This is a genomic window from Streptomyces resistomycificus, from assembly GCF_001514265.1.
In the GTDB taxonomy this organism is placed as follows: Bacteria; Actinomycetota; Actinomycetes; order Streptomycetales; family Streptomycetaceae; genus Streptomyces; species Streptomyces resistomycificus.
The window spans coordinates 76,587-98,356 of the sequence record NZ_KQ948998.1 but is presented as its reverse complement, the minus strand read 5'-3'; the positions used below and the strand labels follow the sequence as shown (position 1 = coordinate 98,356).

15 protein-coding genes are annotated in these 21,770 nt (G+C 70.9%); 12 read left to right on the top strand and 3 right to left on the bottom strand.

Features of this window, described 5'->3' with window-relative positions; genetic code table 11:
- Positions 1–5 precede the first annotated feature (5 nt).
- The 6 genes from AQJ84_RS29400 to AQJ84_RS29375 all read left to right on the top strand — a co-directional run bounded on the left by AQJ84_RS29400 (position 6) and on the right by AQJ84_RS29375 (position 6,175).
- Positions 6–1,253: an ABC transporter substrate-binding protein gene (locus AQJ84_RS29400; protein WP_053191506.1), complete on the top strand. Its 1,248-nt coding sequence runs from the start codon at positions 6–8 to the stop codon at positions 1,251–1,253.
- Positions 1,250–2,431: an ABC transporter ATP-binding protein gene (locus tag AQJ84_RS29395; protein WP_030041058.1), complete on the top strand. Its 1,182-nt coding sequence runs from the start codon at positions 1,250–1,252 to the stop codon at positions 2,429–2,431. The genes AQJ84_RS29400 and AQJ84_RS29395 overlap by 4 nt, the downstream gene beginning before the upstream one ends.
- Positions 2,431–3,360: an ABC transporter permease gene (locus tag AQJ84_RS29390; protein ID WP_030041059.1), complete on the top strand. Its 930-nt coding sequence runs from the start codon at positions 2,431–2,433 to the stop codon at positions 3,358–3,360. Before AQJ84_RS29395 ends, AQJ84_RS29390 begins: the two co-directional genes overlap by 1 nt.
- Positions 3,361–4,161, top strand: a complete 801-nt coding sequence (locus AQJ84_RS29385; protein WP_030041060.1) for an ABC transporter permease — start codon at positions 3,361–3,363, stop codon at positions 4,159–4,161.
- 29 nt (positions 4,162–4,190) lie between these two features.
- Positions 4,191–5,609: an NAD(P)/FAD-dependent oxidoreductase gene (locus tag AQJ84_RS29380; protein ID WP_030041061.1), complete on the top strand. Its 1,419-nt coding sequence runs from the start codon at positions 4,191–4,193 to the stop codon at positions 5,607–5,609.
- A 113-nt stretch (positions 5,610–5,722) separates the two neighbouring features.
- Positions 5,723–6,175 (top strand): hypothetical protein, encoded by a 453-nt coding sequence (locus AQJ84_RS29375; RefSeq protein WP_030041062.1) that lies wholly within the window; start codon positions 5,723–5,725, stop codon positions 6,173–6,175.
- Positions 6,176–6,230: 55 nt separating this feature from the next.
- Here the strand turns inward: AQJ84_RS29375 and AQJ84_RS29370 are convergent, their stop codons facing one another.
- A complete protein-coding gene (locus tag AQJ84_RS29370) occupies positions 6,231–7,034 on the bottom strand; it encodes a phosphatase PAP2 family protein (protein ID WP_225889182.1) in 804 nt (267 codons plus the stop codon).
- A gap of 244 nt (positions 7,035–7,278) precedes the next feature.
- Entirely contained in the window at positions 7,279–8,613 is a 1,335-nt protein-coding gene (gabT, locus tag AQJ84_RS29365) for a 4-aminobutyrate--2-oxoglutarate transaminase (protein ID WP_053191504.1), read from the bottom strand.
- 257 nt (positions 8,614–8,870) lie between these two features.
- Here gabT and AQJ84_RS29360 point away from each other — a divergent pair, with 257 nt between their 5' ends.
- The 3 genes from AQJ84_RS29360 (at position 8,871) to AQJ84_RS29350 (ending at position 14,737) form a co-directional block, all read left to right on the top strand.
- Positions 8,871–11,003: a hypothetical protein gene (locus tag AQJ84_RS29360; protein ID WP_053191502.1), complete on the top strand. Its 2,133-nt coding sequence runs from the start codon at positions 8,871–8,873 to the stop codon at positions 11,001–11,003.
- Positions 11,004–11,108: 105 nt separating this feature from the next.
- The gene (locus AQJ84_RS29355) at positions 11,109–12,791 is read left to right on the top strand and encodes a PucR family transcriptional regulator (protein WP_053191499.1); all 1,683 of its coding nucleotides are present in this window, start codon (positions 11,109–11,111) and stop codon (positions 12,789–12,791) included.
- A gap of 500 nt (positions 12,792–13,291) precedes the next feature.
- The gene (locus AQJ84_RS29350; RefSeq protein WP_053193605.1) at positions 13,292–14,737 is read left to right on the top strand and encodes an aldehyde dehydrogenase family protein; all 1,446 of its coding nucleotides are present in this window, start codon (positions 13,292–13,294) and stop codon (positions 14,735–14,737) included.
- 137 nt (positions 14,738–14,874) lie between these two features.
- On the opposite strand, the gene AQJ84_RS29345 is transcribed toward AQJ84_RS29350, so the two are convergent.
- Positions 14,875–17,712, bottom strand: a complete 2,838-nt coding sequence (locus AQJ84_RS29345; protein ID WP_053193602.1) for a glycoside hydrolase family 3 C-terminal domain-containing protein — start codon at positions 17,710–17,712, stop codon at positions 14,875–14,877.
- A gap of 330 nt (positions 17,713–18,042) precedes the next feature.
- Between AQJ84_RS29345 and AQJ84_RS29340 the strand changes: the two genes are divergently transcribed.
- Genes AQJ84_RS29340 through AQJ84_RS29330 form a run of 3 tightly spaced genes read left to right on the top strand, consistent with a single transcriptional unit; the run spans position 18,043 to position 21,697 of the window.
- Complete coding sequence (locus AQJ84_RS29340; protein ID WP_030041072.1) at positions 18,043–19,722, top strand: extracellular solute-binding protein; 1,680 nt, start codon at positions 18,043–18,045, stop codon at positions 19,720–19,722.
- Entirely contained in the window at positions 19,722–20,774 is a 1,053-nt protein-coding gene (locus AQJ84_RS29335) for an ABC transporter permease (protein WP_030041073.1), read from the top strand. The genes AQJ84_RS29340 and AQJ84_RS29335 overlap by 1 nt, the downstream gene beginning before the upstream one ends.
- Positions 20,771–21,697, top strand: coding sequence for a carbohydrate ABC transporter permease (locus AQJ84_RS29330; RefSeq protein ID WP_030041074.1), 927 nt, complete (start codon positions 20,771–20,773; stop codon positions 21,695–21,697). The genes AQJ84_RS29335 and AQJ84_RS29330 overlap by 4 nt, the downstream gene beginning before the upstream one ends.
- The last annotated feature ends 73 nt before the right edge of the window (positions 21,698–21,770 follow it).

Sequence of the window (21,770 nt, the reverse complement as noted above, 5' to 3'; positions counted from 1 at the left end):
AGCGCATGGAGCAGTACGAGCCCGACCGCCTGTCCCCGGCCCAGGTGGCCGCCATGCGGCGCAGCCTCAGGAACGGCAGGGCCGCCATGACCCGCCGGTCCCTGTTGCGCGCCTCCGCGGGCGGCGCGCTCGCGGTCGGCGGAATGAGTGCGCTGAGCGCCTGTGGCATCCCCGCGGCCGGCAAGACCCAGGGCGGCGTCTCCGCGGACGACTACTCGGAGAAGGAGAAGTCCGTGAACTTCTCCAACTGGACCGAGTACATGGACGTCGACGACAGCGGCAAGAACCACCCGACGCTGGACCAGTTCACCCGGCGGACCGGCGTCAAGGTCAAGTACACCGAGGACATCAACGACAACAACGAGTTCTTCGGCAAGATCAAGCCGCAGCTCGCCGCCGGCCAGGACACCGGCCGCGACCTGATCGTCCTCACCGACTGGCTGGCCGGCCGCCTCATCCGCCTGGGATGGGTGCAGAAACTCGACGCCTCCAACCTGCCGCACGCCTACGCCAACCTGTCGGCGCAGTTCCGCGACCCCGACTGGGACCCCGGCCGCGCCTACTCCTACGTCTGGCAGGGCATCTCCACGGTCATCGCCTACAACAAGAAGGCGCTGGGCGGCGTGGAGGTGAAGTCGGTCTCCGACCTGCTCGACAACCCCCGACTCAAGGGCCGCGTCGGCTTCCTGTCGGAGATGCGCGACAGCATCGGCATGACCCTGCTGGACATGGGCAAGGACCCGGCGAACTTCACCGCCGACGACTACGACGCGGCGATCGCGCGCCTCCAGAAGGCCGTCGACAGGGGCCAGATCCGCCGCTTCACCGGCAACGACTACACCTCCGACCTGACCAGCGGGGACTTCGCGGCCTGCATCGCCTGGGCCGGCGACGTCGTCCAGCTGAAGGCGGACAGCCCGGACATCGACTTCATCATCCCGGACAGCGGCTACATGACGTCGACAGACAACCTGCTGATCCCCAACAAGGCACGGCACAAGACCAACGCCGAACGGCTCATCGACTTCTACTATGAGCCGAAGCCGGCCGCCGAGCTCGCCGCGTACATCAACTACGTGTGCCCCGTCGACGGAGTGAAGCCCGAGCTGGAGAAGATCGACGAGGATGCGGCGAACAACCCGCTGATCATCCCCGACAAGGCCATGGCCGAGAAGTCGCACGCCTTCCGCTCACTGAGCTCGAAGGAAGAGACGGCCTTTGAAGAGAAGTTCGCGAAGCTGACTGGGGCGTGACCACCGTGACGACGAACAAGACCGACCACGGCGGCGACGTCCGCCTCTCGGGCATCAGCAAGACCTACGGCTCCTTCACCGCCGTACACCCGCTGGACCTCACCGTGCCGCACGGCTCCTTCTTCGCGCTGCTCGGCGCCTCCGGCTGCGGCAAGACCACCACCCTCCGCATGATCGCGGGCCTGGAGGAACCCTCCTCCGGCAGCGTCTTCCTCGGCGACCAGGAAGTCACCAGCCTGCCGCCCTACAAGCGGCCGGTGAACACGGTCTTCCAGTCCTACGCCCTCTTCCCGCACCTCGACATCTTCGAGAACGTCGCCTTCGGCCTGCGCCGGCGCGGCATCAAGTCGGTGAAGAAGCAGGTCGAGGAGATGCTCGACCTCGTGCAGCTGGGCGAACAGTCCCGCAAGAAGCCGCACCAGCTCTCCGGCGGCCAGCAGCAGCGCGTCGCCGTGGCCCGCGCGCTGATCAACACCCCCCGGGTGCTGCTCCTCGACGAGCCCCTCGGCGCCCTCGACCTCAAGCTGCGCCGCCAGATGCAGCTGGAGCTCAAGCGCATCCAGACCGAGGTCGGTATCACCTTCATCCACGTCACCCACGACCAGGAGGAGGCCATGACCATGGCCGACACGGTCGCCGTGATGAACGCGGGCCGCGTCGAACAGCTCGGCTCGCCGACCGACCTGTACGAGAACCCGCACACCACCTTCGTCGCCAACTTCCTCGGCACCTCGAACCTCATCGAGGCCGAGGTCGACACGAAGACCGGCGACGACATCGTCCTGAAGGCCGGCGGCGGCAAGCTCGTGCTGCCCGAGGCGCGCTGTTCCGCCCCGACGACGACCGGCGGCAAGGTGCTGGTCGGCGTCCGCCCCGAGAAGATCTCCCTCACCCACGCCGACGACGCGGGCGAGATCCCCGAGGGCCGCAACCGCATCACCGGCAAGATCGCCAGCGGCAGCTTCATCGGCGTCTCCACCCAGTACGTCATCGACAGCGCGGTCTGCCCGGAGTTCGAGGTCTACGTCCAGAACGTCGACCGCGACACCCGCCTGGTGCCCGGCGCCGACGTGGTCCTGCACTGGAGCCCGGCCCACACCTTCGGCCTGGACGCGGCCCAGTCCCTGCTTGCCGGGACGCCGGGCTCCGCGGGAATCCAGGAAGAGGCGGCGGCCTGATGTCGACGCTCACCGAGGCGCCTCCCCCGCTCTCCCCGACGGCCCCGGAGAAGAAGCCCCCGCGCAAGCGCGGCCGGTTCGTCCCGTACTGGCTGCTGCTGCCCGGCATCCTTTGGCTGCTGGTCTTCTTCGCGCTGCCGATGATCTACCAGGCCTCCACCTCCGTACAGACGGGCTCGCTGGAGGAGGGCTACAAGGTCACCTGGCACTTCGCCACCTACTGGGACGCGCTGAGCGAGTACTGGCCGCAGTTCCTGCGCTCGGTCGCCTACGCGGCCTCCGCGACCCTGCTGTGTCTGCTGCTCGGTTACCCGCTGGCGTACCTCATCGCCTTCCGGGCGGGCCGCTGGCGGAACCTGATCATGATCCTGGTGATCGCGCCGTTCTTCACCAGCTTCCTGATCCGTACGCTCGCCTGGAAGACGATCCTCGCGGACGGCGGCCCGGTCGTCGGCGCCCTGAACACCCTGCACGTCCTGGACGTCACGAGCTGGCTCGGCTGGACGTCGGGGGACCGCGTGCTGGCCACGCCACTGGCGGTCGTGTGCGGTCTGACGTACAACTTCCTGCCCTTCATGGTCCTGCCGCTGTACTCCTCGCTGGAGCGCATCGACGGACGCCTCCACGAGGCGGCGGGCGACCTGTACGCCAAGCCGTCCACCGTCTTCCGCAAGGTCACCTTCCCGCTGTCGATGCCGGGCGTGGTCTCCGGCACGCTGCTGACCTTCATCCCGGCGGCCGGCGACTACGTCAACGCCGACCTGCTCGGCTCCACGGACACCCGTATGGTCGGCAACGTCATCCAGTCGCAGTTCCTGCGCATCCTCGACTACCCGACGGCCGCGGCACTCTCCTTCATCCTCATGGCCGCGATCCTCGTGATGGTCACGGTCTACATCCGTAAGTCCGGCACGGAGGATCTGGTCTGAATGCCCTTCGTCAACTGGCTCAAGCGCCATTTCGTCGTCATCGCGGGACTGCTGACCCTCGGGTACCTCCTGCTGCCGAACGTCATCGTCACGGTGTTCTCCTTCAACAAACCGAAGGGACGCTTCAACTACGAGTGGCAGCAGTTCTCCACGGACGCCTGGAAGGACCCGTGCGGGGTCTCCGACCTGTGCGGCTCGCTGTCGATCAGTCTCCAGATCGCCGTCTGGGCGACGCTCGGCGCGACCGCCCTCGGCACGGCGATCGCCTTCGCGCTGGTCCGCTACCGCTTCCGCGCGCGGGGTGCCGTCAACTCGCTGATCTTCCTGCCGATGGCGATGCCGGAGGTCGTGATGGCGGCCTCGCTGCTCACCCTGTTCCTCAACCTGGGCGCCCAGCTGGGCTTCTGGACGATTCTCATCGCCCACATCATGTTCTGCATGAGCTTCGTCGTCGTGGCGGTGAAGGCGCGCGTGATGTCGATGGACCCGCGGCTGGAGCAGGCGGCGCAGGACCTCTACGCCGGCCCGTTCCAGACCTTCGTCCGGGTCACCCTGCCGATCGCCGCACCCGGTATCGCCGCGGGTGCGCTGCTCGCCTTCGCGCTCTCCTTCGACGACTTCATCATCACCAACTTCACCGCGGGCTCGACCGTCACCTTCCCCATGTTCGTCTGGGGCTCGGCACAGCGCGGCACGCCCGTCCAGATCAACGTCATCGGTACGGCCATGTTCCTGGTCGCCGTGCTGTTCGTCCTGACCTCGATGGTCATCGGGAACCGCCGCAAGAAGCAGAAGGCGTGACCGGATAAACCCCGTAGGGAGTTGAAATCATGGCCCCGAGCGCCATGAGCCGTTGGACAAAGGCACTTTCCGAAGCCCGGCCGGTCCCGTACTGGCTGGACGACCCCGGCAGGCCCCACCCCGAACCCGCGCTCACCGGCGCCGAGACCTGCGATCTGCTGGTCGTCGGCGGTGGATACAGCGGGCTGTGGACCGCGCTCATCGCCAAGGAGCGCGAACCGCGGCGGGATGTCGTCCTGCTGGAAGGCCGCGAGGTGGGCTGGGCCGCCTCCGGCCGCAACGGCGGCTTCTGCGCCGCCTCCCTCACCCACGGCCTGCCCAACGGGCTGGCCCGCTGGCCGAAGGAGATCCACAAGCTGCAGGAGCTGGGCGCCCGCAACCTCGACGAGATCGAGAAGGCCATCGCCCGGCACGACCTCGACTGCGACTTCGAGCGCACCGGCGAGATCGACGTGGCCACCGAGCCGTACCAGGCGCGGGAACTGCGCGACTGGTACGAGGAGATGGAGCGCGAGGGGCTCGCCGACGGTGTCGAGTTCCTGGACACGGAAGCCGTACGGGAACAGGTCGCCTCACCCACCTTCCAGGCCGGTCTCCACGACCGCCGGGGCGTCGCCATGCTCAACCCGGCCAAGCTCGCCTGGAACCTGAAGCGGGCCTGCGTACGGCTCGGCGTCCGCGTCTACGAGCACACCCCCGCCCTCACCCTGAAGCCGTACGGCGCCGGCATGGCCGTACGCACCCCCTACGGCTCGGTCCGCGCCCGCAAGGTCGCGCTCGGCACCAACATCTTCCCGAACCTGGTCAAGCGGGTCCGGGCCTACACCGTGCCGGTCTACGACTACGCGCTGATGACCGAGCCGCTGAGCGCCGACCAGCTGGCCTCGATCGGCTGGAAGAACCGGCAGGGCCTCGGGGACTCCGCGAACCAGTTCCACTACTTCCGGCTGTCCGCGGACAACCGGATCCTCTGGGGCGGCTACGACGCGATCTACCCGTACGGCGGCCGGGTGCGCGCCGAGTACGACGACCGCCCCGAGACGTACGCCAAGCTCGCCGGGCACTTCTTCACCTGCTTCCCGCAGCTGGAGGGCGTCGGTTTCACGCACGCGTGGGGCGGCGCGATCGACACGTGCTCGCGTTTCTCGGCGTTCTACGGCACCGCGCACAACGGCCGGACGGCGTACGCGGCGGGCTACACGGGACTCGGGGTCGGGGCCACCCGGTTCGGTGCCGAGGTGATGCTGGACCTGCTCGCCGGTGCGACCACGGAGCGCACCTCGCTCGAGATGGTCCGCAGGAAGCCGCTGCCGTTCCCGCCGGAGCCCTTCGCCTGGACCGGGATCGCCCTCACGAAGTGGTCGCTGGCCCGCGCCGACGCGCACGGCGGGCGCCGCAACCTGTGGCTGCGGACCATGGACCGGCTCGGTCTCGGCTTCGACAGCTGAGATGTGATCCGGTTCACTCCGACGGGGAGCCGGAACCCGCGTAATGCCGCCGGGAGACCTCCCTCTCCCTCGTGGACGCGACTCGCGTCCACGAGAGAATGGGAGGTCCCCTCATGACTGGGGCGAAGACGGCGGTGGAGTGGCTCGCGTCCGTGGCACCGGATCCCGAGGCCTGCCGGTGGGAATGGGAACGCGGTCCCCTCGGGGTGACGCTGCTGCCGGCCGGCAGGGCCTGGGACGTACTGATCCTGCCGGGCGAGCTCGGCTACCCCACCCTCGACGTCCTCACCCGCGTCCTCGACCGGCTCGGACCGGTGCTGGTCGACTTCGGTGACGCCCGGATGGGCTTCTTCGTGCCGCCCGGCACCGCGGCCCGCTGGCTCGGCACGGGCATCCGCACGGCGGGCGCCGGCACCTGGATCGTGGTGCCCTACCCGGGCCGCTCCACCGGCGGGGTCCGCTGGCTGGTCTCCCCGGACGGCTCGGGCACCCTCACCGACCCGGCACTGCTCGAACTGGCGATGCACGAGGCGGCGGCGGGTCTGGCGACGGAGGTGGGTGACTAGAACGGCGGCTTCCGGCCTTCGTCGGCCGCCCGTGCGGCCGACGCGGAACAACCGGTCACTCCGGCTCGTCGCCGGGCGTCCCCCGCCCGAGGAACAGCCACAGGGACGAGAGCAGCACCGCCCCCAGACACCAACTGGCCACCACGTCCAGCGGCCAGTGGTAGCCGCGGCGGACCAGGCCGAAGGAGACGCCGAGCACGAGGGCCGCGCAGCAGGCGAGGAGGACGCGGCGGGCGGCCGCCGAGCGGAGCCGGGGAAGCAGCAGCAGGGTCGCGCAGCCGTAGGCGATGACTGCCGTGGCGGTGTGCCCGGAGGGGTAGTAGCCGGTTCCGGGCGGCATCACGGGGGTGCCGTGGCGGGCGGTGAGTTCCTTGAGGGGCACGATCAGCGCCGGTACGAGAGCCATCACAAGGGCCGCCGCGACGGCCGGAAGCCACCAGCGGTCTGTACCAGTACGGCGGGAGCGCCAGGCCACGAAGGCGAGCGCGAGGGCGAGCACCGGGACGGCCACCTGGACATCGCCCAGGTCGGCGAGGAGTTCGGAGGCCCGGTCGGGGTGGACCAGGGCGCGGCTGACGCGCTCGTCGAGGCGCACCAGGGGGCCGTCGGCGACGACCTGCCAGGTGATCAGCGCGAAGAGGAGGGCCGGAAGCCCTAGGAGGAGAAAGGAGGTCGGCCGCCCCGGAACAGGGGGGGTGGTTCCGGGGCGGCCGATCAGATCGGATGGTCGCGCGCCCCGGGGGGTTTGGGGCGGGCGACTGTCCGATCGGTGAGGAGATCCGGAGCCGGAGGCCCCGTTTGTGTGCGCGGAGGCACGACCAGGTCGAAGCTGGGGAGGCCCCGGCCTGATGTCGCCCACAGTCCCCTGTGGGCGGGGTGTATCTCTCATCTGGAATAGAACCTACGACAGGGAATGGGTCTGAGACAGGCGGAATCGAGTCCTGACATCCACCTCGCACACCTTCTTCACACGCTCTGCCGCTGGCCGCCCCAGCCCCGGAATCCGCGGCGAATTCCGGGGCTGTGACGGGTGGGACTCCTGTGGTGCGAGCGGGTCGCCGACCAGTGGGTTTCCCGGGGTGCCGGGGCTCTCCGCCGCGGCGTCAGATGCGCGTGAAGGCCTGCTCGATGATGTCCAGCCCCTCGTTGAGCAGGTCCTCGCCGATGACCAGCGGGGGCAGGAAGCGCAGCACGTTGCCGTAGGTGCCACAGGTCAGGACCAGCAGGCCCTCCTGGTGGCAGGCCTTGGCGAGGGCGGCGGTGGCCTCCGGGTTCGGCTCCTTGGTGGCGCGGTCCTTGACCAGCTCGATGGCGATCATGGCGCCACGGCCCCGGACGTCGCCGACGATGTCGAACTTCTCGGCCATGGCGCCGAGGCGGGCCTTCATGATCGCCTCGATGTTCTTCGCCCGGGCGTTGAGGTCGAGCTCCTTCATCGTCTCGATGGAGCCGAGCGCGCCGGCGCAGGCGACCGGGTTGCCGCCGTAGGTGCCGCCCAGGCCGCCCGCGTGCGCGGCGTCCATGATCTCGGCGCGCCCCGTGACGGCGGCGAGCGGCAGGCCGCCCGCGATGCCCTTGGCGGTGGTGATCAGGTCCGGGACGATGCCCTCGTCCTCGCACGCGAACCACTGGCCGGTGCGACAGAAGCCGGACTGGATCTCGTCGGCGACGAACACGATGCCGTGGTCGGCGGCGAACTGGCGGATCGCGGGCAGGAAGCCCTTCGCCGGCTCGATGAAGCCGCCCTCGCCCAGCAGGGGCTCGATGATGATGGCGGCCACGTTGTCCGCGCCGACCTGCTTGCTGATCTGGTCGACGGCCTGCGCGGCGGCCTCCGGGCCCGCGTTCTCGGGACCGGTCGGCCAGCGGTAGCCGTAGGCCACCGGCACACGGTAGACCTCCGGCGCGAACGGGCCGAAGCCGTGCTTGTACGGCATGTTCTTCGAGGTCAGCGCCATCGTGAGGTTCGTACGGCCGTGGTAGCCGTGGTCGAACACGACGACCGCCTGGCGCTTGGTGTGGGCGCGGGCGATCTTGACGGCGTTCTCGACGGCCTCCGCGCCACTGTTGAACAGCGCCGACTTCTTGGCGTGGTCACCCGGTGTGAGCTCCGCGAGGGCCTCGGCGACCTCCACGTAGCCCTCGTACGGCGTGACCATGAAACAGGTGTGGGTGAAGTCGGCGAGCTGGGCGGACGCCCGGCGTACGACGGCCTCGGCGGAGGCGCCCACGGAGGTCACCGCGATGCCGGAGCCGAAGTCGATCAGGCGGTTGCCGTCGACGTCCTCGATGATCCCGCCACCCGCGCGCGCGGTGAACACGGGCAGGACGGAGCCCACGCCGGCCGCGACCGCGGCGGTACGGCGGGCCTGCAGCTCCTGCGACTTCGGGCCGGGAATGGCGGTGACGACGCGGCGCTCCTGCGGAAGTGCGGTCATGAGGGGCTCCCTGGTGATCTTGCGAACCGGAGATTCCGGGTGGGGGTTTTCGGACGCATGTCTTCTTTTCTCGCAGGTTAGGGCGGGCCCGGAGGGGTGGGCATGCTCCATGTGGGCGTTGTCGGCGACACCGGTTGTCCACGGTGGACATGGCGAGGTGTCGCGTACCCGGCCGCGTAAGCGGTGAACTCCCCAGGCGGTGGCGTTAGATTGACTCGCTGACGGTGGACGGAACGGCTGGTCAAGGGGCGAGGGCGATGGACAGCGACGGGACGCGGGACGCACGGGGTACGCATGCGAACCCTGTGCCACGTCCGGCGGGACCCCCTCAGGTTCCGGCGATGCCGCCGCGGCCCTCCGCGGCCCCGGCGCCGGGCGTGCCGCCGATGCCGGACGGCTCGGCCTTCCTCGCGTGGCTGCGGGCTCCCCGCCCGGAGGCGGCACCGGGCGTCTGGCGGTTCGGGCACCGGCCCCGGCCCGACGAGGAGCCCGAGCAGATCCCCACCCGGCAGCTGCTCAGCGGCGCGTTGATCGCCTTCCTCTGCGGCTGGCTGGTCTGGTCGCTGCTGTGGAACGGCTACCTCGGCGGCTGGTGGGTGCTGCCCCTCGAACTCTTCACCCCCGACTCCTGGCGGCACAGCAACGACCGCGTCGGCAACGCCGTCCTCTGGTACGGCTACTACACGCTGATCGCCCTCGCGATCATGCTCGCCGTCGGCCGGATCGGCCGCTGGGGTGAGATCTGGCGCCGCTTCGGCCCGCCCTCCTGGCGCCGGACCGCGCCGGTCACCGAGCGGCCTGCCACCCCCGAGCAGGACCCCGCCGAGTGGCCCCAGCTGCGCGCCGCCGGCGCCGTCGACGCCGCCGAACGGCTCGCCGCCGAAGCCCGCGCCGGGCTGATGCGGGACGTCGACCACGCTCGGATCACCCGTGCCTGGCAGGGCGTACGCAGCGGCCGGCACAGCCTCGCCACCTTCACCGGGGCGGTGCTGGGCGAGGGTGCCGCCGCCTGTCTGCACCCCTCAGGCGAACGCGACCTGCCGACCCGGCTCGCCCGGCACGACCTGGTCACCGGCCAGGTGCGCCTGGGCACCACCGCCGACGACGCCCGCAACCCGTACGCCTACCGCGGCACCGGCCTCGGGGTCGGACCCGACCTGCTCGGCACCTCCCTCCTCGCCGTCGGACCGCCCGGGTCCGGCAAGACCGGCACCGTCGTCAACCCGCTCGCCGAGTCGCTGTGCCTGCACGCGCTCGCGGGCCGAGCCGCCGTGGTGGTCGTCGGTGCGGCGGGCGCCGGGCTCGGTCCGGCCGACACCTACGACGTCGTCGTACGCATCGGCAACCCCGACTCCGTGTACGACCTCGACCTGTACGGCGGGACCGCCGACCCGGACGAGGCGGCGGCCGTGCTCGCCGAGGCGCTCGTCGGGGACCTCGCCGAGCCCCACCAGGGCGGCGACACCCGGCGCTCCACCACCGTCCTCGCCCAGCTCCTCGGCCCGTTCCGGGCGGTCCACGGGCGCTTCCCCTCCGTGCCGGAGCTGCGGCAGCTCCTGGACGGCTCGGCCGCGCCGCTGGCCGTGCTGCGCAAGGGGCTCCAGGACGCCGGGCAGGAGTCGCTGCTGCGCGAACTGGACGCGCGGGAACGGCAGATGGGAGCGCCCGGCGACGTCGGCGGGGTGCTCGCCGACCGGATCGCGCTGCTCGACCGGCCCGCCTTCGCCGGCTTCTTCGACACCTCGGGACAGTCGCGGCCCTTCTCGCTGAAGGCGCTGGACCACCCGGTGCGGGTCCGCATCGACCTGCCGCAGCGCGGTCACGCCGACGCCTCGCGGATGCTGGCCCGGTTGGTGCTGGCCCAGTTCACGGCGAGCGTGGCGGTACGCGAGGACCGGTCGCTGTTCGCCTGCCTGGTGCTCGACGACGCCACCGGCGTGGTGACCCCTCAGGCCGTGCGGGGCATCCAGCGGCTGCGGTCGGGCAACGCGGGTGTGGTGCTGACGCTCCGCACCCTGGACGACGTGCCGAGGGCGCTGCGCGGGCCGCTGCTCGGGGCCACCGGCTGCCGGATGGCGCTGTCCGGACTCACCCCCTGGGACGGGCAGGACTTCGCCGAGGTCTGGGGCAAGGAGTGGATCGACGCCACGGACGTCACCGACCGGCAGATCATCGCCGAGACACCGGCCGGAAAGGTGCTGCACGCCGTGCGCCGGGTGATCACCGGCAAGGCGCCGACCGCCCGGGCGGTGACCGTCCGGCAGGTCGAGCGGGAGCGGTGGTCCGCGTCCGAGCTGGCGCACGGGGTGCCGCCGGGGCACGCCGTGCTGTCGCTGACCAACGTGAACGGCGAGCACGCGCCGCCCCTGCTGGTGGATCTGCGGGGTTGAGGTCACCCGGGGACCGTACGGTGAGGCAGAATCGTCACGGGCCGTTCATACGTAACGGCCAAAAGATCATAAAGATCACGACGGTCACACATACCTGAAGGCCTCATGCCCCCGACGCTCGCCTCGCTCGTTCACCACTCCGCGCTGAAGCTGACCGTGCGGGCGGGCGAGGACCGCCTGGACGTGCCCGTGCGCTGGGCGCACGTCAGCGAGCTCGCCGATCCCGTGCCCTACATGGAGGGCGGGGAACTGCTGCTGATCACCGCGCTCAAGCTGGACGCGGAGGAGCCCGAGGCGATGCGCCGCTATGTGAAGCGGCTGGTGGGCGCCGGGGTCGTGGGGCTCGGCTTCGCCGTCGGGGTCAACTACGAGGAGATCCCGCAAGCCCTCGTCGACGCGGCCGAGCAGGAAGGGCTGCCGCTGCTGGAGGTGCCGCGCCGCACGCCCTTCCTCGCCATCAGCAAGGCCGTGTCCGCGGCGATCGCCGCGGACCAGTACCGGGCGGTGACCGCGGGCTTCGCCGCCCAGCGCGAACTGACCAAGCAGGCGCTGACGGACGGCCCGGAAGGGCTGCTGGGCGCGCTCGCCTCACAGGTCGACGGCTGGGCGGCGCTCTACGACGCCTCGGGTGCCGTCGTCGCCACCGCGCCGGACTGGGCCGGACGCCGGGCCGCCCGGCTGACGGCCGACGTCGAACGGTTGCGGGAACGGCCTGCCCCGGCCTCCTCGGTGGTGGGCGGCCCCGACCACGAGGACCGCGTCGAGCTGCACTCGCTGGGCACGGGACGCCGCCCGCGGGCGGCGCTGGCCGTAGGGACGGCCGCGGCCCTCGGCACGGCCGAGCGGTACGCCGTCCACTCGGCGATCGCCCTGCTGACCCTGACCACCGAGCGGTCCCGCTCCCTGCACGCCGCCGAGCAGCGGATCGGGGCGGCCGTGCTGCGCATGCTGCTCGCCGGAGAACCGGACCACGCGCGGGCGGTCGCCGGGCATCTGTACGGCGGACTGCTCGACGCGCCCTTCCGGATGATCGTCGCCGAGTCGGCGTCCTCCGTGTCGGCCGCGCGGGTGCAGAGCGACAGCCACGCGCGCGTGCCGCTCACGAAGTCGACGGCCGCGACGCTCGCCGCCGCCGACGCCCACGGCGATCCGCTGGGCGCGCTCACCGAGGTCGTGGAGTCGGCGGCGGCCCGATCCGGCGAGGCCGTGCTGGTCGTGCCGGAGAACGGGGGCGGCGAGGGGCGGCGGCTGGTGGTGCTGGTCGCGGACGGCGGAGCCGCGGTGGCCGCGTGCGGCGAGTACGCGGCGGCGCTGGAGGCCGCGCGGGCGGGAGTACGGGAGCAGGCGGCCGGGGTTGACGAGGACGAGCTGATCATGGGGCTGTCGGCGCCGGTCGGGCCGATCGCCGCGGCGGCCGCCTACAAGCAGGCCGAGCAGGCGCTGTCGGTGGCCCGGCGGCGGGGGCGGGTGTTCGTCGAGCACGAGCAGCTGGCCGCGGGCTCCGTGGTGCCCCTCCTCGCCGACGACGCGGTCAAGGCCTTCGCGGACGGGTTGCTGCGGCCGCTGTACGAGCACGACGCGACCGGCCGGGGGGATCTGGTCGCCTCGCTCCGGGCGTGGCTGTCACGGCACGGGCAGTGGGACGCGGCGGCGGCGGACCTCGGGGTGCACCGGCACACGCTGCGGTACCGGATGCGGCGCGTCGAGGAGATCCTGGGGCGGTCGCTGGACGACCCGGACGTGCGGATGGAACTGTGGCTGGCCCTCAAGGCGACGTCCGCTGAATAGGGGCAGGCCTTCGCCGCGGGCGTGAGGCGGAGGCTCCGCCCCCAGCCCTCCGTTCCGCCCGGCCGGCCCACCCGTCTCGGTCGGCCGAGGGGCGGGCGGCCCGGTGGCTGGTCGTTCGGCGGACCGAGACGGGTGGTGGGTGGGTACAGGCTCGGAGGTGTGGGCCCCCACCACCGCCCCGCCCGGCCGGCCCACCCGTCTCGGTCGGCCGAGGGGCGGGCGGCCCGGTGGCTGGTCATTCGGCGGACCGAGAGGGGCGGTGGGTGGGCACCGGCCCGGAGGTCTGGGGTGCCCCCACCACCCCGCCCGCCACAGCACCACGGCCGACCTCCCGCACCCGCACGGCACCACCCCGCACCCTGCCAATCCGGCGCACCCCGCCACGCCACCACTACGCACCGGACAACCACCCCCCACCCGCCCCCGCCCTACCGTGGACCCCGACACCGCAGATCGCAGATCACCACCACCCCCAACGCGGAAGGGCCGGGACTCCACACATGACTTCCACCCACGCCTTCTGGCTCGCCGGCCGCCAGGCCACCGGCGAGGACACCTTCGACGTCACCTCCCCCTGGGACGACCGTCTCGTCGCCAAGGTCTCCGTGCCCGGCGACGCGCAGATCGAGGAGGCCGTGGCGGCCGCGCACGCCGTCCGCGAGGACTTCGCGGCCACGCCCGCCCACCTCCGCGCCGCCGCCCTCGACCACGTCAGCCGCAGGCTCGCCGAGCGCACCGAGGAGATCGCGCGGCTCATCTCCGCGGAGAACGGCAAGCCGATCAAGTGGGCCCGCGGCGAGGTGGGCCGGGCCGTCTCCGTGTTCCGGTTCGCCGCCGAGGAGGCCCGCCGCTTCAACGGCGGCGAGGCCCAGCGGCTGGACACGGACGCCGGCGGCCAGGGCCGTCTCGCTCTCACCCGGCGCTTCCCGAAGGGTGTCGTGCTCGGCATCGCGCCGTTCAACTTCCCGCTGAACCTGTGCGCCCACAAGATCGCCCCGGCGATCGCGGCCGGCGCGCCGATCATCCTCAAGCCGGCCCCGGCCACCCCCCTGTCCGGGCTGGTCATCGGCGAGCTGCTCGCCGAGACGGACCTCCCGGCCGGGTCGTGGAGCATCCTCCCGGTGCCCAACGACCGTATGCCCGCCCTCGTCCAGGACGAGCGCCTGCCGGTCATCTCCTTCACCGGCTCCGAGAAGGTCGGCTACGCGATCATGGACTCGGTGCCGCGCAAGCACTGCACCCTGGAGCTGGGGGGCAACGGCGCCGCGGTCGTGCTCGGGGACTACGCCTCCGACGCCGACCTCGACTGGGCCGCGACCCGCATCGCCACCTTCTCCAACTACCAGGGCGGCCAGTCCTGCATCTCCGTCCAGCGGGTCATCGCGGACGCCTCGGTCTACGACCGGCTGCTGCCCCGGGTGGTCGCCGCCGTCGAGGCCCAGGTCACCGGTGACCCGGCCGACGACGCGACCGACGTCGGACCGCTGGTCAGCGAGGACGCCGCCAAGCGCGTCGAGGCGTGGGTGCAGGAGGCCGTCGAGGCCGGGGCGCAGCTGCTGACCGGCGGCAAGCGCGACGGCGCCGCCTACGCGCCGACCGTCCTGACCGACGTACCGGCCGACACGACGATCTCCTGCGAGGAGGTCTTCGGGCCCGTCCTCACCGTGCAGAAGGTGGACGGGGAGGCGGCCGCCTTCGCAGCCGTCAACGACTCCAAGTACGGCCTCCAGGCGGGCGTGTTCACGCACGACCTGCAGGTCGCCTTCCGTGCCCACCGCGCCCTGGAGGTCGGCGGTGTCGTCGTCGGAGACGTGCCGTCCTACCGCGCCGACCAGATGCCCTACGGCGGTGCCAAGCAGTCCGGCGTCGGCCGCGAGGGTGTGCGGTACGCGATGGACGACTACACCTACGAGCGGGTCCTGGTGCTGACGGGGCTCGCCCTCTAGTCGACGCCACCCTCTAGCTAATGGGAACCATTTTCAGCTAGAGTTGCGGTCATGCGGCTCACGCCGTCCCCGAAGGGGCCCGGCACCGATGCCTTCCGGTGCCGGGCCCCTTCTTCACGCCGGTCTTCCCCGGCCCCTCAACCGGAGAAGCCGACACGCGCGAGCCGCAGCGGGCCGCGCAGCCTCAGATGCACGTCGTGCACGCCCTCGGCGACGATCCCGGCGCCGAGCGTGGAGTAGCCGTAGGGCCCGGACTCGGACGCCTCCGACGTCAGGGCGGCGAGCACCGCGCCTCCGTCGAGCGACAGCTCGACCACGCCCTCGCCCGCCACCGAGACGGTCACCTCCGTGACGCCGTCGCCGAAGTCGCAGTCCCGGTAGACCAGTTCGCCGAACTCGCCGTCCGCCGCCGTCACCGCGTCGCCCGACGTCTTCGTACGGTCGACGATCTCGACACCGCTGTGGTGGTCGAAGTCGGCCGCGTCCAGGCCGCGTTCGAGCACGGGGCGCGGGGCCGCGGGCTCACCGTCCAGCAGTACGGTCGTACGCAGGCGGACGTCCTCGCTGGAGGCGCCCGCCAACAGCTCGTACGGGCCGGACTCCAGCCGCCACCGGCCCTGTGCCACGTCCCAGAACTCGAAGGCCGACAAGGGCAGTTCGAACGCGAACTCCGCCCCCTCGCCCGGCGCCAGCGTCACCCTCCGGTGTGCCAGCAGCTCGCGGCGCGGACGCGGGATCACCGGGTCAACGGCGCGGGCGTAGAGCTGGGCCACCTCGTCGGCCGTCACGTCACCGGTGTTCGTCACCGTGAAGGAGACGTGCAGGGTCCTGTCCTCGACACGGGACGCCAGATCGCCGTACGCGAACGACGCGTACGACAGGCCGTGGCCGAACGGGAACAGGGGCGTGCCCTCGAAGTAGAGGTACGTCTGGCGGCCGCCGATCACGTCGTAGTCGAGGAGGCCGGGCAGGTCGGAGTCGTCCGCGTACCAGGTCTGCGGAAGGCGGCCGGCGGGGGAGACGTCGCCGGCCAGGACGCGGGCGAGGGCCGTGCCCGCCGCCTGGCCGCCGTGAGCCGTCCACAGCACCGCCGGGAGGTCGGCCGTGTCGACCGCGTAGGGGTAGGCGGAGGTCAGCACCAGGACGGTGGCCGGGTTGGCGGCGCGGGCGGCCCGCAGCAGCCGCTCCTGCTGGACCGGCAGCCGCAAAGTCGTGCGGTCCTCGGTCTCGCGGCCGTTGATGTGCGGGTCGTTGCCCGCCACCACCACAACCACGTCGGCCTCCGACGTGACCCGGGTCACTGCGTCCTCGCCGCTTTCGACGACGATGACCTCGAACGTTTCCGGATTCTCGTCGGCAACCTTTACTCCGTCGGCGGCGACCGAGACGTGGCGACCCGTACCGACGTGCCTGAGGAGGTGGCCCTTCCCGTGCGGTTCCAGCCGGAACGTCTCCTGGACGACCCAGCCTCCGGGCTGGTCGGCCGAGGCGCGCACCCGCCCGTCCTCGGCGACCGAGAGGTAGCGGCCGTCGGGTGCGCGCAGGGTCAGCACGCCCTCGCCCCAGTCGACGAGCGCGAGCTCGGTGCCGGCGGCGTCCGTGGTGAGCGCGGGCAGGTCGGTGCGGCCGGCGAGCAGGGCCGGGTCGAGGGCACCTTCGGCGCCGCGCACCTCGTCGGGGGCGTCCTCGGCCTCGGGCACGCGCACGAACGCACCGGCGGAGGTCTTCAGCAGGACGCGGTCGACGCCCTCCGCGAACTCGACGCGCTCGGCGCCGAACCGCTCGTACAGGCCCTCCAGCGGGGTCGAGCGGTGCATGAGCGTGCCGCTGTACCAGTCGCGCTTGCACTCGTCGGCGAGCAGGCCGACCACGGCGATCCGGGTGTCCGGCGCGAGGGGCAGCACCCCGTCGTTCTTGAGCAGGACCACCGCCTGCTCGGCGGCCTCCTGCGCGAGCGCGCGGTGCGCCGGGGTGTCGAAGTCCCTGGTGTCCGCGTACGGGTCGTAGCGCGGGTCGAACTCGCCGAGCCGGAAGCGCACCGAGAGCTGGCGGCGGACCGCGGTGTCGATGTCGGCCTCGGTCAGCAGCCCCTGCTCCAGCGCCCCCTGGACGCGGGCGACGATCTGCGAGCTGTCCGTGCCGTGGTCGGTGAAGCTGTCGACGCCGGCCAGCAGCGAGGCCGCGGTGGCCTCCTCGTGGGTGTCGAAGTAGTGCTCCGAGTCGACCAGGTTGCTGGGCGCGCCCGCGTCCGAGCAGACCAGCAGCTCCTCGTCGGTCCAGGCACGCAACTGCTCGCGCAGATAGGGGGAGACGTGGTTCGGACGGCCGTTGACCAGGTTGTACGCGGGCATCACCCCGGCGACCGCACCCGCCTCGACCGTCTCGCGGAAGGCGCGCAGGTCGTACTCGTGCAGCACGCGCGGGCGCACCGAGCTCGACGCGGTGGCCCGGTCGGTCTCGTTGTTGTGGGCCAGCCAGTGCTTGAGGACCGGCGCCGTGCGCCAGTACGTCGGGTGGTCGCCGCGCAGGCCCTGCGTGTAGGCGGTGGCGATGGCCGAGGTGAGCTTCGGGTCCTCCGAGTAGCCCTCCTCGTTGCGGCCCCACAGGGGGTGGCGCAGGAGGTTGACGGTCGGGGCCCAGATGTTGAGGCCCACGCGGTCGTCGCGGGCGCGCATCGCCCGGACCTCCTTGGACACCGCGTCGCCGACCCGTCGTACGAGATCCGTGTTCCAGGTCGCGCCCAGGCCCACCGCCTGTGGGAAGACGGTGGCCGGGCCCATCCAGGCCACGCCGTGCAGGGCCTCCTGGCCGGTGCGGAAGGCGGCGATGCCCAGGCGCTCGACGGCGGGCGCGAACTGGTGCAGGAATCCGACCTTCTCGTCGAGGGTCAGCCGCGCCAGCAGGTCGTCGACGCGCTTCGCGAACGGCAGGCGCGGATCGCGGAAAGGCGTCGTAGGCGGCGTTTGTGCGGTCACGTGGTGATCCCCTTGCGATGGAGCGGCGGAGCGCTTTCGAAGCGCTTCGATGCTCATTCGGCTCGGGGGTGGGTGTCAAGAGAGCAGCGCCATCACTTCAAGCGGTGCATAAGGAATGGTCCCTTCCCACAGCTCGGAGGAATCTTGGGAACGACCCTTGTGCACCCTGGGGCGTTCACTTAACCTCACAGCAACATCGAAGCGCTTCGACTACGGGAAACCCGGTGCATTCAGTCGGAGCTCCGCTTCAGCTCAGCCAGTTCCACTCAAGACACCGCAGCCGACGGCTCCACCGCCGGGTGTCCTGGTGCGCCATGAAGGGTTGACGCAATGACGCCGAACGCCGCTTCCGCCTCCTCCGGGCCTAGCCGGAGAAGCTTCCTTGCCTCCACTGCGGTCGCCACCGCAGCGGTCGCGGGCGGGATGCCGCTGCTCTCCGCCTGTGGGGGCTCGGACACCAAGTCACGCGAGGGCACCACGTCGGGCAAGGCCGCGGACAAGCTGCTCCCGGCGTTCGTCGCCAGCGCGGTCGCCAAGCCGGACCTGCCGTCGAAGAACGGTTCGGCGGCCGGATACACCGGCAAGGTCGACCTCGCGACCCTTGCCACCTCGGTCCCGAAGAAGCTCGGCACCGGCGCCCCCCTCAAGATCATGTCCCCGTTCTGGGGCTCCCCGCCGAAGCCCGGCAACCCCTACTACAAGGCGCTGGACGCCGCGGCGGGCACCAAGATCACCTGGCAGAACCAGGACGGCAACACCTACGGCGAGAAGCTCGGCGCAGTCCTCGCCTCCAGCTCCATACCCGACATGGTGGTCGTGCCGGGCTGGGAACTGGTCGGCAAGATCGCCAACGCCGTCACCGCGAAGTTCATGGACCTCGGCCCCTACCTGGCGGGCGACAAGGTCAAGAAGTACCCGAACCTGGCCGCCATCCCCTCCGACGCCTGGCGCATGGGCATCTTCGGCGGCGCGCTGCGCGGTATCCCGATGCCCGCCGCGTCCGCGTCCTGGATCGTGCCCTACTACCGCAAGGACATCTTCGACAAGGAGGGCTACTCGGTCCCCAAGTCGCCCGAGGAGTTCCTCAGCTGGGCCAAGGAGGCCACCAGCGCCAAGGCCAAGGTGTGGGCCTGCGGCGACATGAACTGGACCGCGTGGAGCATCTTCGGTGTCCGCGGCTCCGGGACGATCGGCTGGGACATCGGGGACGACGGCAAGCTGACGTACCGCGTCGAGCAGCCCGAGTACCTGGAAGCCCTGGAGTGGACGCGCAAGCTGTTCGACGCGGGCGTGGTCCACCCAGACGACAAGGCGCGCTCGGGCGACGCGGGCAACCGCTTCACCGCCGGCCAGATCCTCGTCTACAACAACGACATGTCCACCTGGTACGGCAAGACCTCCGAACAGGCCGCGTCCAACCCGGACTTCGTGATCGAGGGCATGGACATCTTCGGTCCCGACGGCGGCGACCCGACGCTGTACGCGGCTCAGCCCGCCGGCATCTGGTCGCTGATCCGCAAGGGCGCCTCGAAGACCACGGTCGAGAACGCGCTGGCGGCCGCCGACTTCGCGGCCGCGCCCTACGGCACCAAGGAGCGGATGCTCGTCGACTACGGCGTCGAGGGCACCCACTACACGGTCAAGGACGGTGTCCCCGTCAAGAACGACCTGGGCAACTCCGAGGTGGTCAACGCCTGGGTCATGCTGGCCGCGCCGGCCGCCTACTACGCCCACCCCGACTTCCCCGAGGTCGCCCGCAAGCAGGTCGAGTGGCAGCAGCGGATGGGCGCCTTCATGAAGAAGACGTCCACCTACGGCATGAACATCGTCGAGCCGTCCCGCTTCGCGAGCCTCTCCAGCCAGTTCGAGCAGCTGGAGATCGACTACGTACGCGGCAACAAGAAGCTGTCCGACGTGCAGGCCGCCATCTCCACCTGGAGGTCCTCCGGCGGCGACAAGCTGCGTGACTGGTACAAGGAACTCATCGACAAGAACGGCAGCGGCAACTGATGTCTCTCACGGCCGGGAGCAGGCCCGACGGGACGCGTCCTCCCACGGCCGTCGAGGAACCGACGGCCGCGGTCGCCACCGTTGTGGCGAAGGAGCGGGTGCCGCGCAGGGAGAGCAGGGCGAGCAAGGTACCCTGGCGGATCCGGCTGCGCCGTGACCGCGCACTCATCCTGATGACGATGCCCGTCATCGTGCTGCTCCTGCTCTTCAACTACGTCCCGCTGCTCGGCAACATCGTCGCCTTCCAGGACTACGACCCGTACGTCTCCAGCAACGGCGTCACGGCGATCTTCCACAGTCCCTGGGTCGGTGTGGAGCAGTTCTCACGGATGGTCGACGACCCCCTGTTCTGGGACGCGGCGAAGAACACCATCCTCCTGTTCGGGCTCCAGCTGGTGCTGTTCTTCCCGGTCCCCATCGCCCTCGCGCTGGTCATCAACAGCGTGATCAGGCCCCGGGTGCGGGCCGTGGCGCAGGCGATCATGTATCTGCCGCACTTCTTCTCGTGGGTCCTCGTGGTCACCGTGTTCCAGCAGATCTTCGGCGGCGCGGGCATCATCGCCCAGACGCTCGAGGACCACGGGTGGAGCGGTTTCGACCTGATGACCAACGCGGACCTGTTCAAGTACCTGGTCACCGCGCAGGCCGTCTGGAAGGACGCCGGCTGGGGGATCATCGTCTTCCTCGCAGCGCTCGCCGCGGTCAGCACCGACCTGTACGAGGCCGCCGCCATGGACGGCGCGGGGCGCTGGCGGCGCATGTGGCACGTGACGCTGCCCGCGCTGCGCCCGGTGATCGCGCTGCTGCTGGTCCTCAGGGTGGGCGACGCGCTGAGCGTCGGATTCGAGCAGTTCCTGCTCCAGCGCTACGCGGTGGGTGCGGGGGCCAGTGAGGTCCTCGACACCTACGTATGGAACATGGGTATCCAGAACGGCGACTTCAGTTACGCGGCCGCGGTCGGCCTCGTCAAGGGCGCCATCGGAGTCTGTCTCGTCCTGGGTGCGAACAAGGTCGCGCACCTGCTCGGCGAGCAGGGGGTGTACAAGAAGTGAGCCTCAACACGCAGCTCGTCCGCAGTCTCAAGGCTCCCGCCCGCCCCGTGTGGGAGGAGCCGCCCAGCAAGGCCGGACTCACCGCGAAGGGCGGTTTCCTGCTCCTGTGCTGCCTGGGGGTCATCGGCCCGCTGTGGATCGTGATCGTCACCAGCCTCTCCCCGAAGCCGGTGATCGACCGGGTCGGCGGTCTCGTCGTGATCCCCCAGGGCATCACCTTCGTCAACTACACGGAGCTGCTCAGCGGCGGTCAGGTCAGCCGGGCGATCATGGTCTCGGTCGGGGTCACGCTCGTCGGCACGCTGTTCTCCATGGCGGTGTCGGTGCTGGCGGCCTACGGGCTGTCCCGGCCGGGCAGTCTGGGGCACCGGTTCTTCCTGATGACCATGATGGCGACGATGTTCTTCGGCGCCGGGCTCATTCCGACGTATCTGCTGGTGCAGTCGCTCGGGCTCACCGACACGTATCTGTCGCTGATCCTGCCGAGTGCGGTCAGCGTCTTCAACATCCTCGTCCTGCGGGCGTTCTTCATGGGGATCTCACCCGAGCTCACCGAGTCCGCACGCATCGACGGGGCCGGCGACCTGCGCATCCTGCTGACGATCATCATGCCGCTGTCCCGGGCGGTGCTGGCCGTCATCTCCCTGTTCTACGCGGTCGGGTACTGGAGCGCCTGGTTCAACGCCTCCATCTATCTCACCGACCAGCAGATGATGCCGCTGCAGAACGTGCTCATCCAGCTGGTCCAGAAGAACACCGAGGCGCCGACCGGCCTTCAGCAGGCGGTACGCACCGGTCAACTCTCCGCGCTGGGGCTGCAGATGGCGGTCATGGTCCTCGCCCTGATCCCCGTCGCGGTGGCCTCTCCCTTCGTCCAGCGGCACTTCAAGAAGGGCATGCTGACGGGCGCGGTGAAGGGCTGAAGCCCGAGCGGCGAGAAGGCGGGAAGGCTTCCGTGGCCTCGAGGCCGCGGCCTCGCCGCGGCTGTTCCCGCCG

Excerpts from the sequence above, each read along its gene's own strand:
- AQJ84_RS29360 (WP_053191502.1), top strand. The coding sequence starts at position 8,871 with ATGGACAGCGACGGGACGCGGGACGCACGGGGTACGCATGCGAACCCT.
- AQJ84_RS29390 (WP_030041059.1), top strand. The coding sequence starts at position 2,431 with ATGTCGACGCTCACCGAGGCGCCTCCCCCGCTCTCCCCGACGGCCCCG.
- AQJ84_RS29340 (WP_030041072.1), top strand. The coding sequence starts at position 18,043 with ATGACGCCGAACGCCGCTTCCGCCTCCTCCGGGCCTAGCCGGAGAAGC.
- AQJ84_RS29380 (WP_030041061.1), top strand. The coding sequence starts at position 4,191 with ATGGCCCCGAGCGCCATGAGCCGTTGGACAAAGGCACTTTCCGAAGCC.
- AQJ84_RS29375 (WP_030041062.1), top strand. The coding sequence starts at position 5,723 with ATGACTGGGGCGAAGACGGCGGTGGAGTGGCTCGCGTCCGTGGCACCG.
- AQJ84_RS29385 (WP_030041060.1), top strand. The coding sequence starts at position 3,361 with ATGCCCTTCGTCAACTGGCTCAAGCGCCATTTCGTCGTCATCGCGGGA.
- AQJ84_RS29400 (WP_053191506.1), top strand. The coding sequence starts at position 6 with ATGGAGCAGTACGAGCCCGACCGCCTGTCCCCGGCCCAGGTGGCCGCC.
- AQJ84_RS29350 (WP_053193605.1), top strand. The coding sequence starts at position 13,292 with ATGACTTCCACCCACGCCTTCTGGCTCGCCGGCCGCCAGGCCACCGGC.
- AQJ84_RS29335 (WP_030041073.1), top strand. The coding sequence starts at position 19,722 with ATGTCTCTCACGGCCGGGAGCAGGCCCGACGGGACGCGTCCTCCCACG.
- gabT (WP_053191504.1), bottom strand. The coding sequence starts at position 8,613 with ATGACCGCACTTCCGCAGGAGCGCCGCGTCGTCACCGCCATTCCCGGC.
- AQJ84_RS29355 (WP_053191499.1), top strand. The coding sequence starts at position 11,109 with ATGCCCCCGACGCTCGCCTCGCTCGTTCACCACTCCGCGCTGAAGCTG.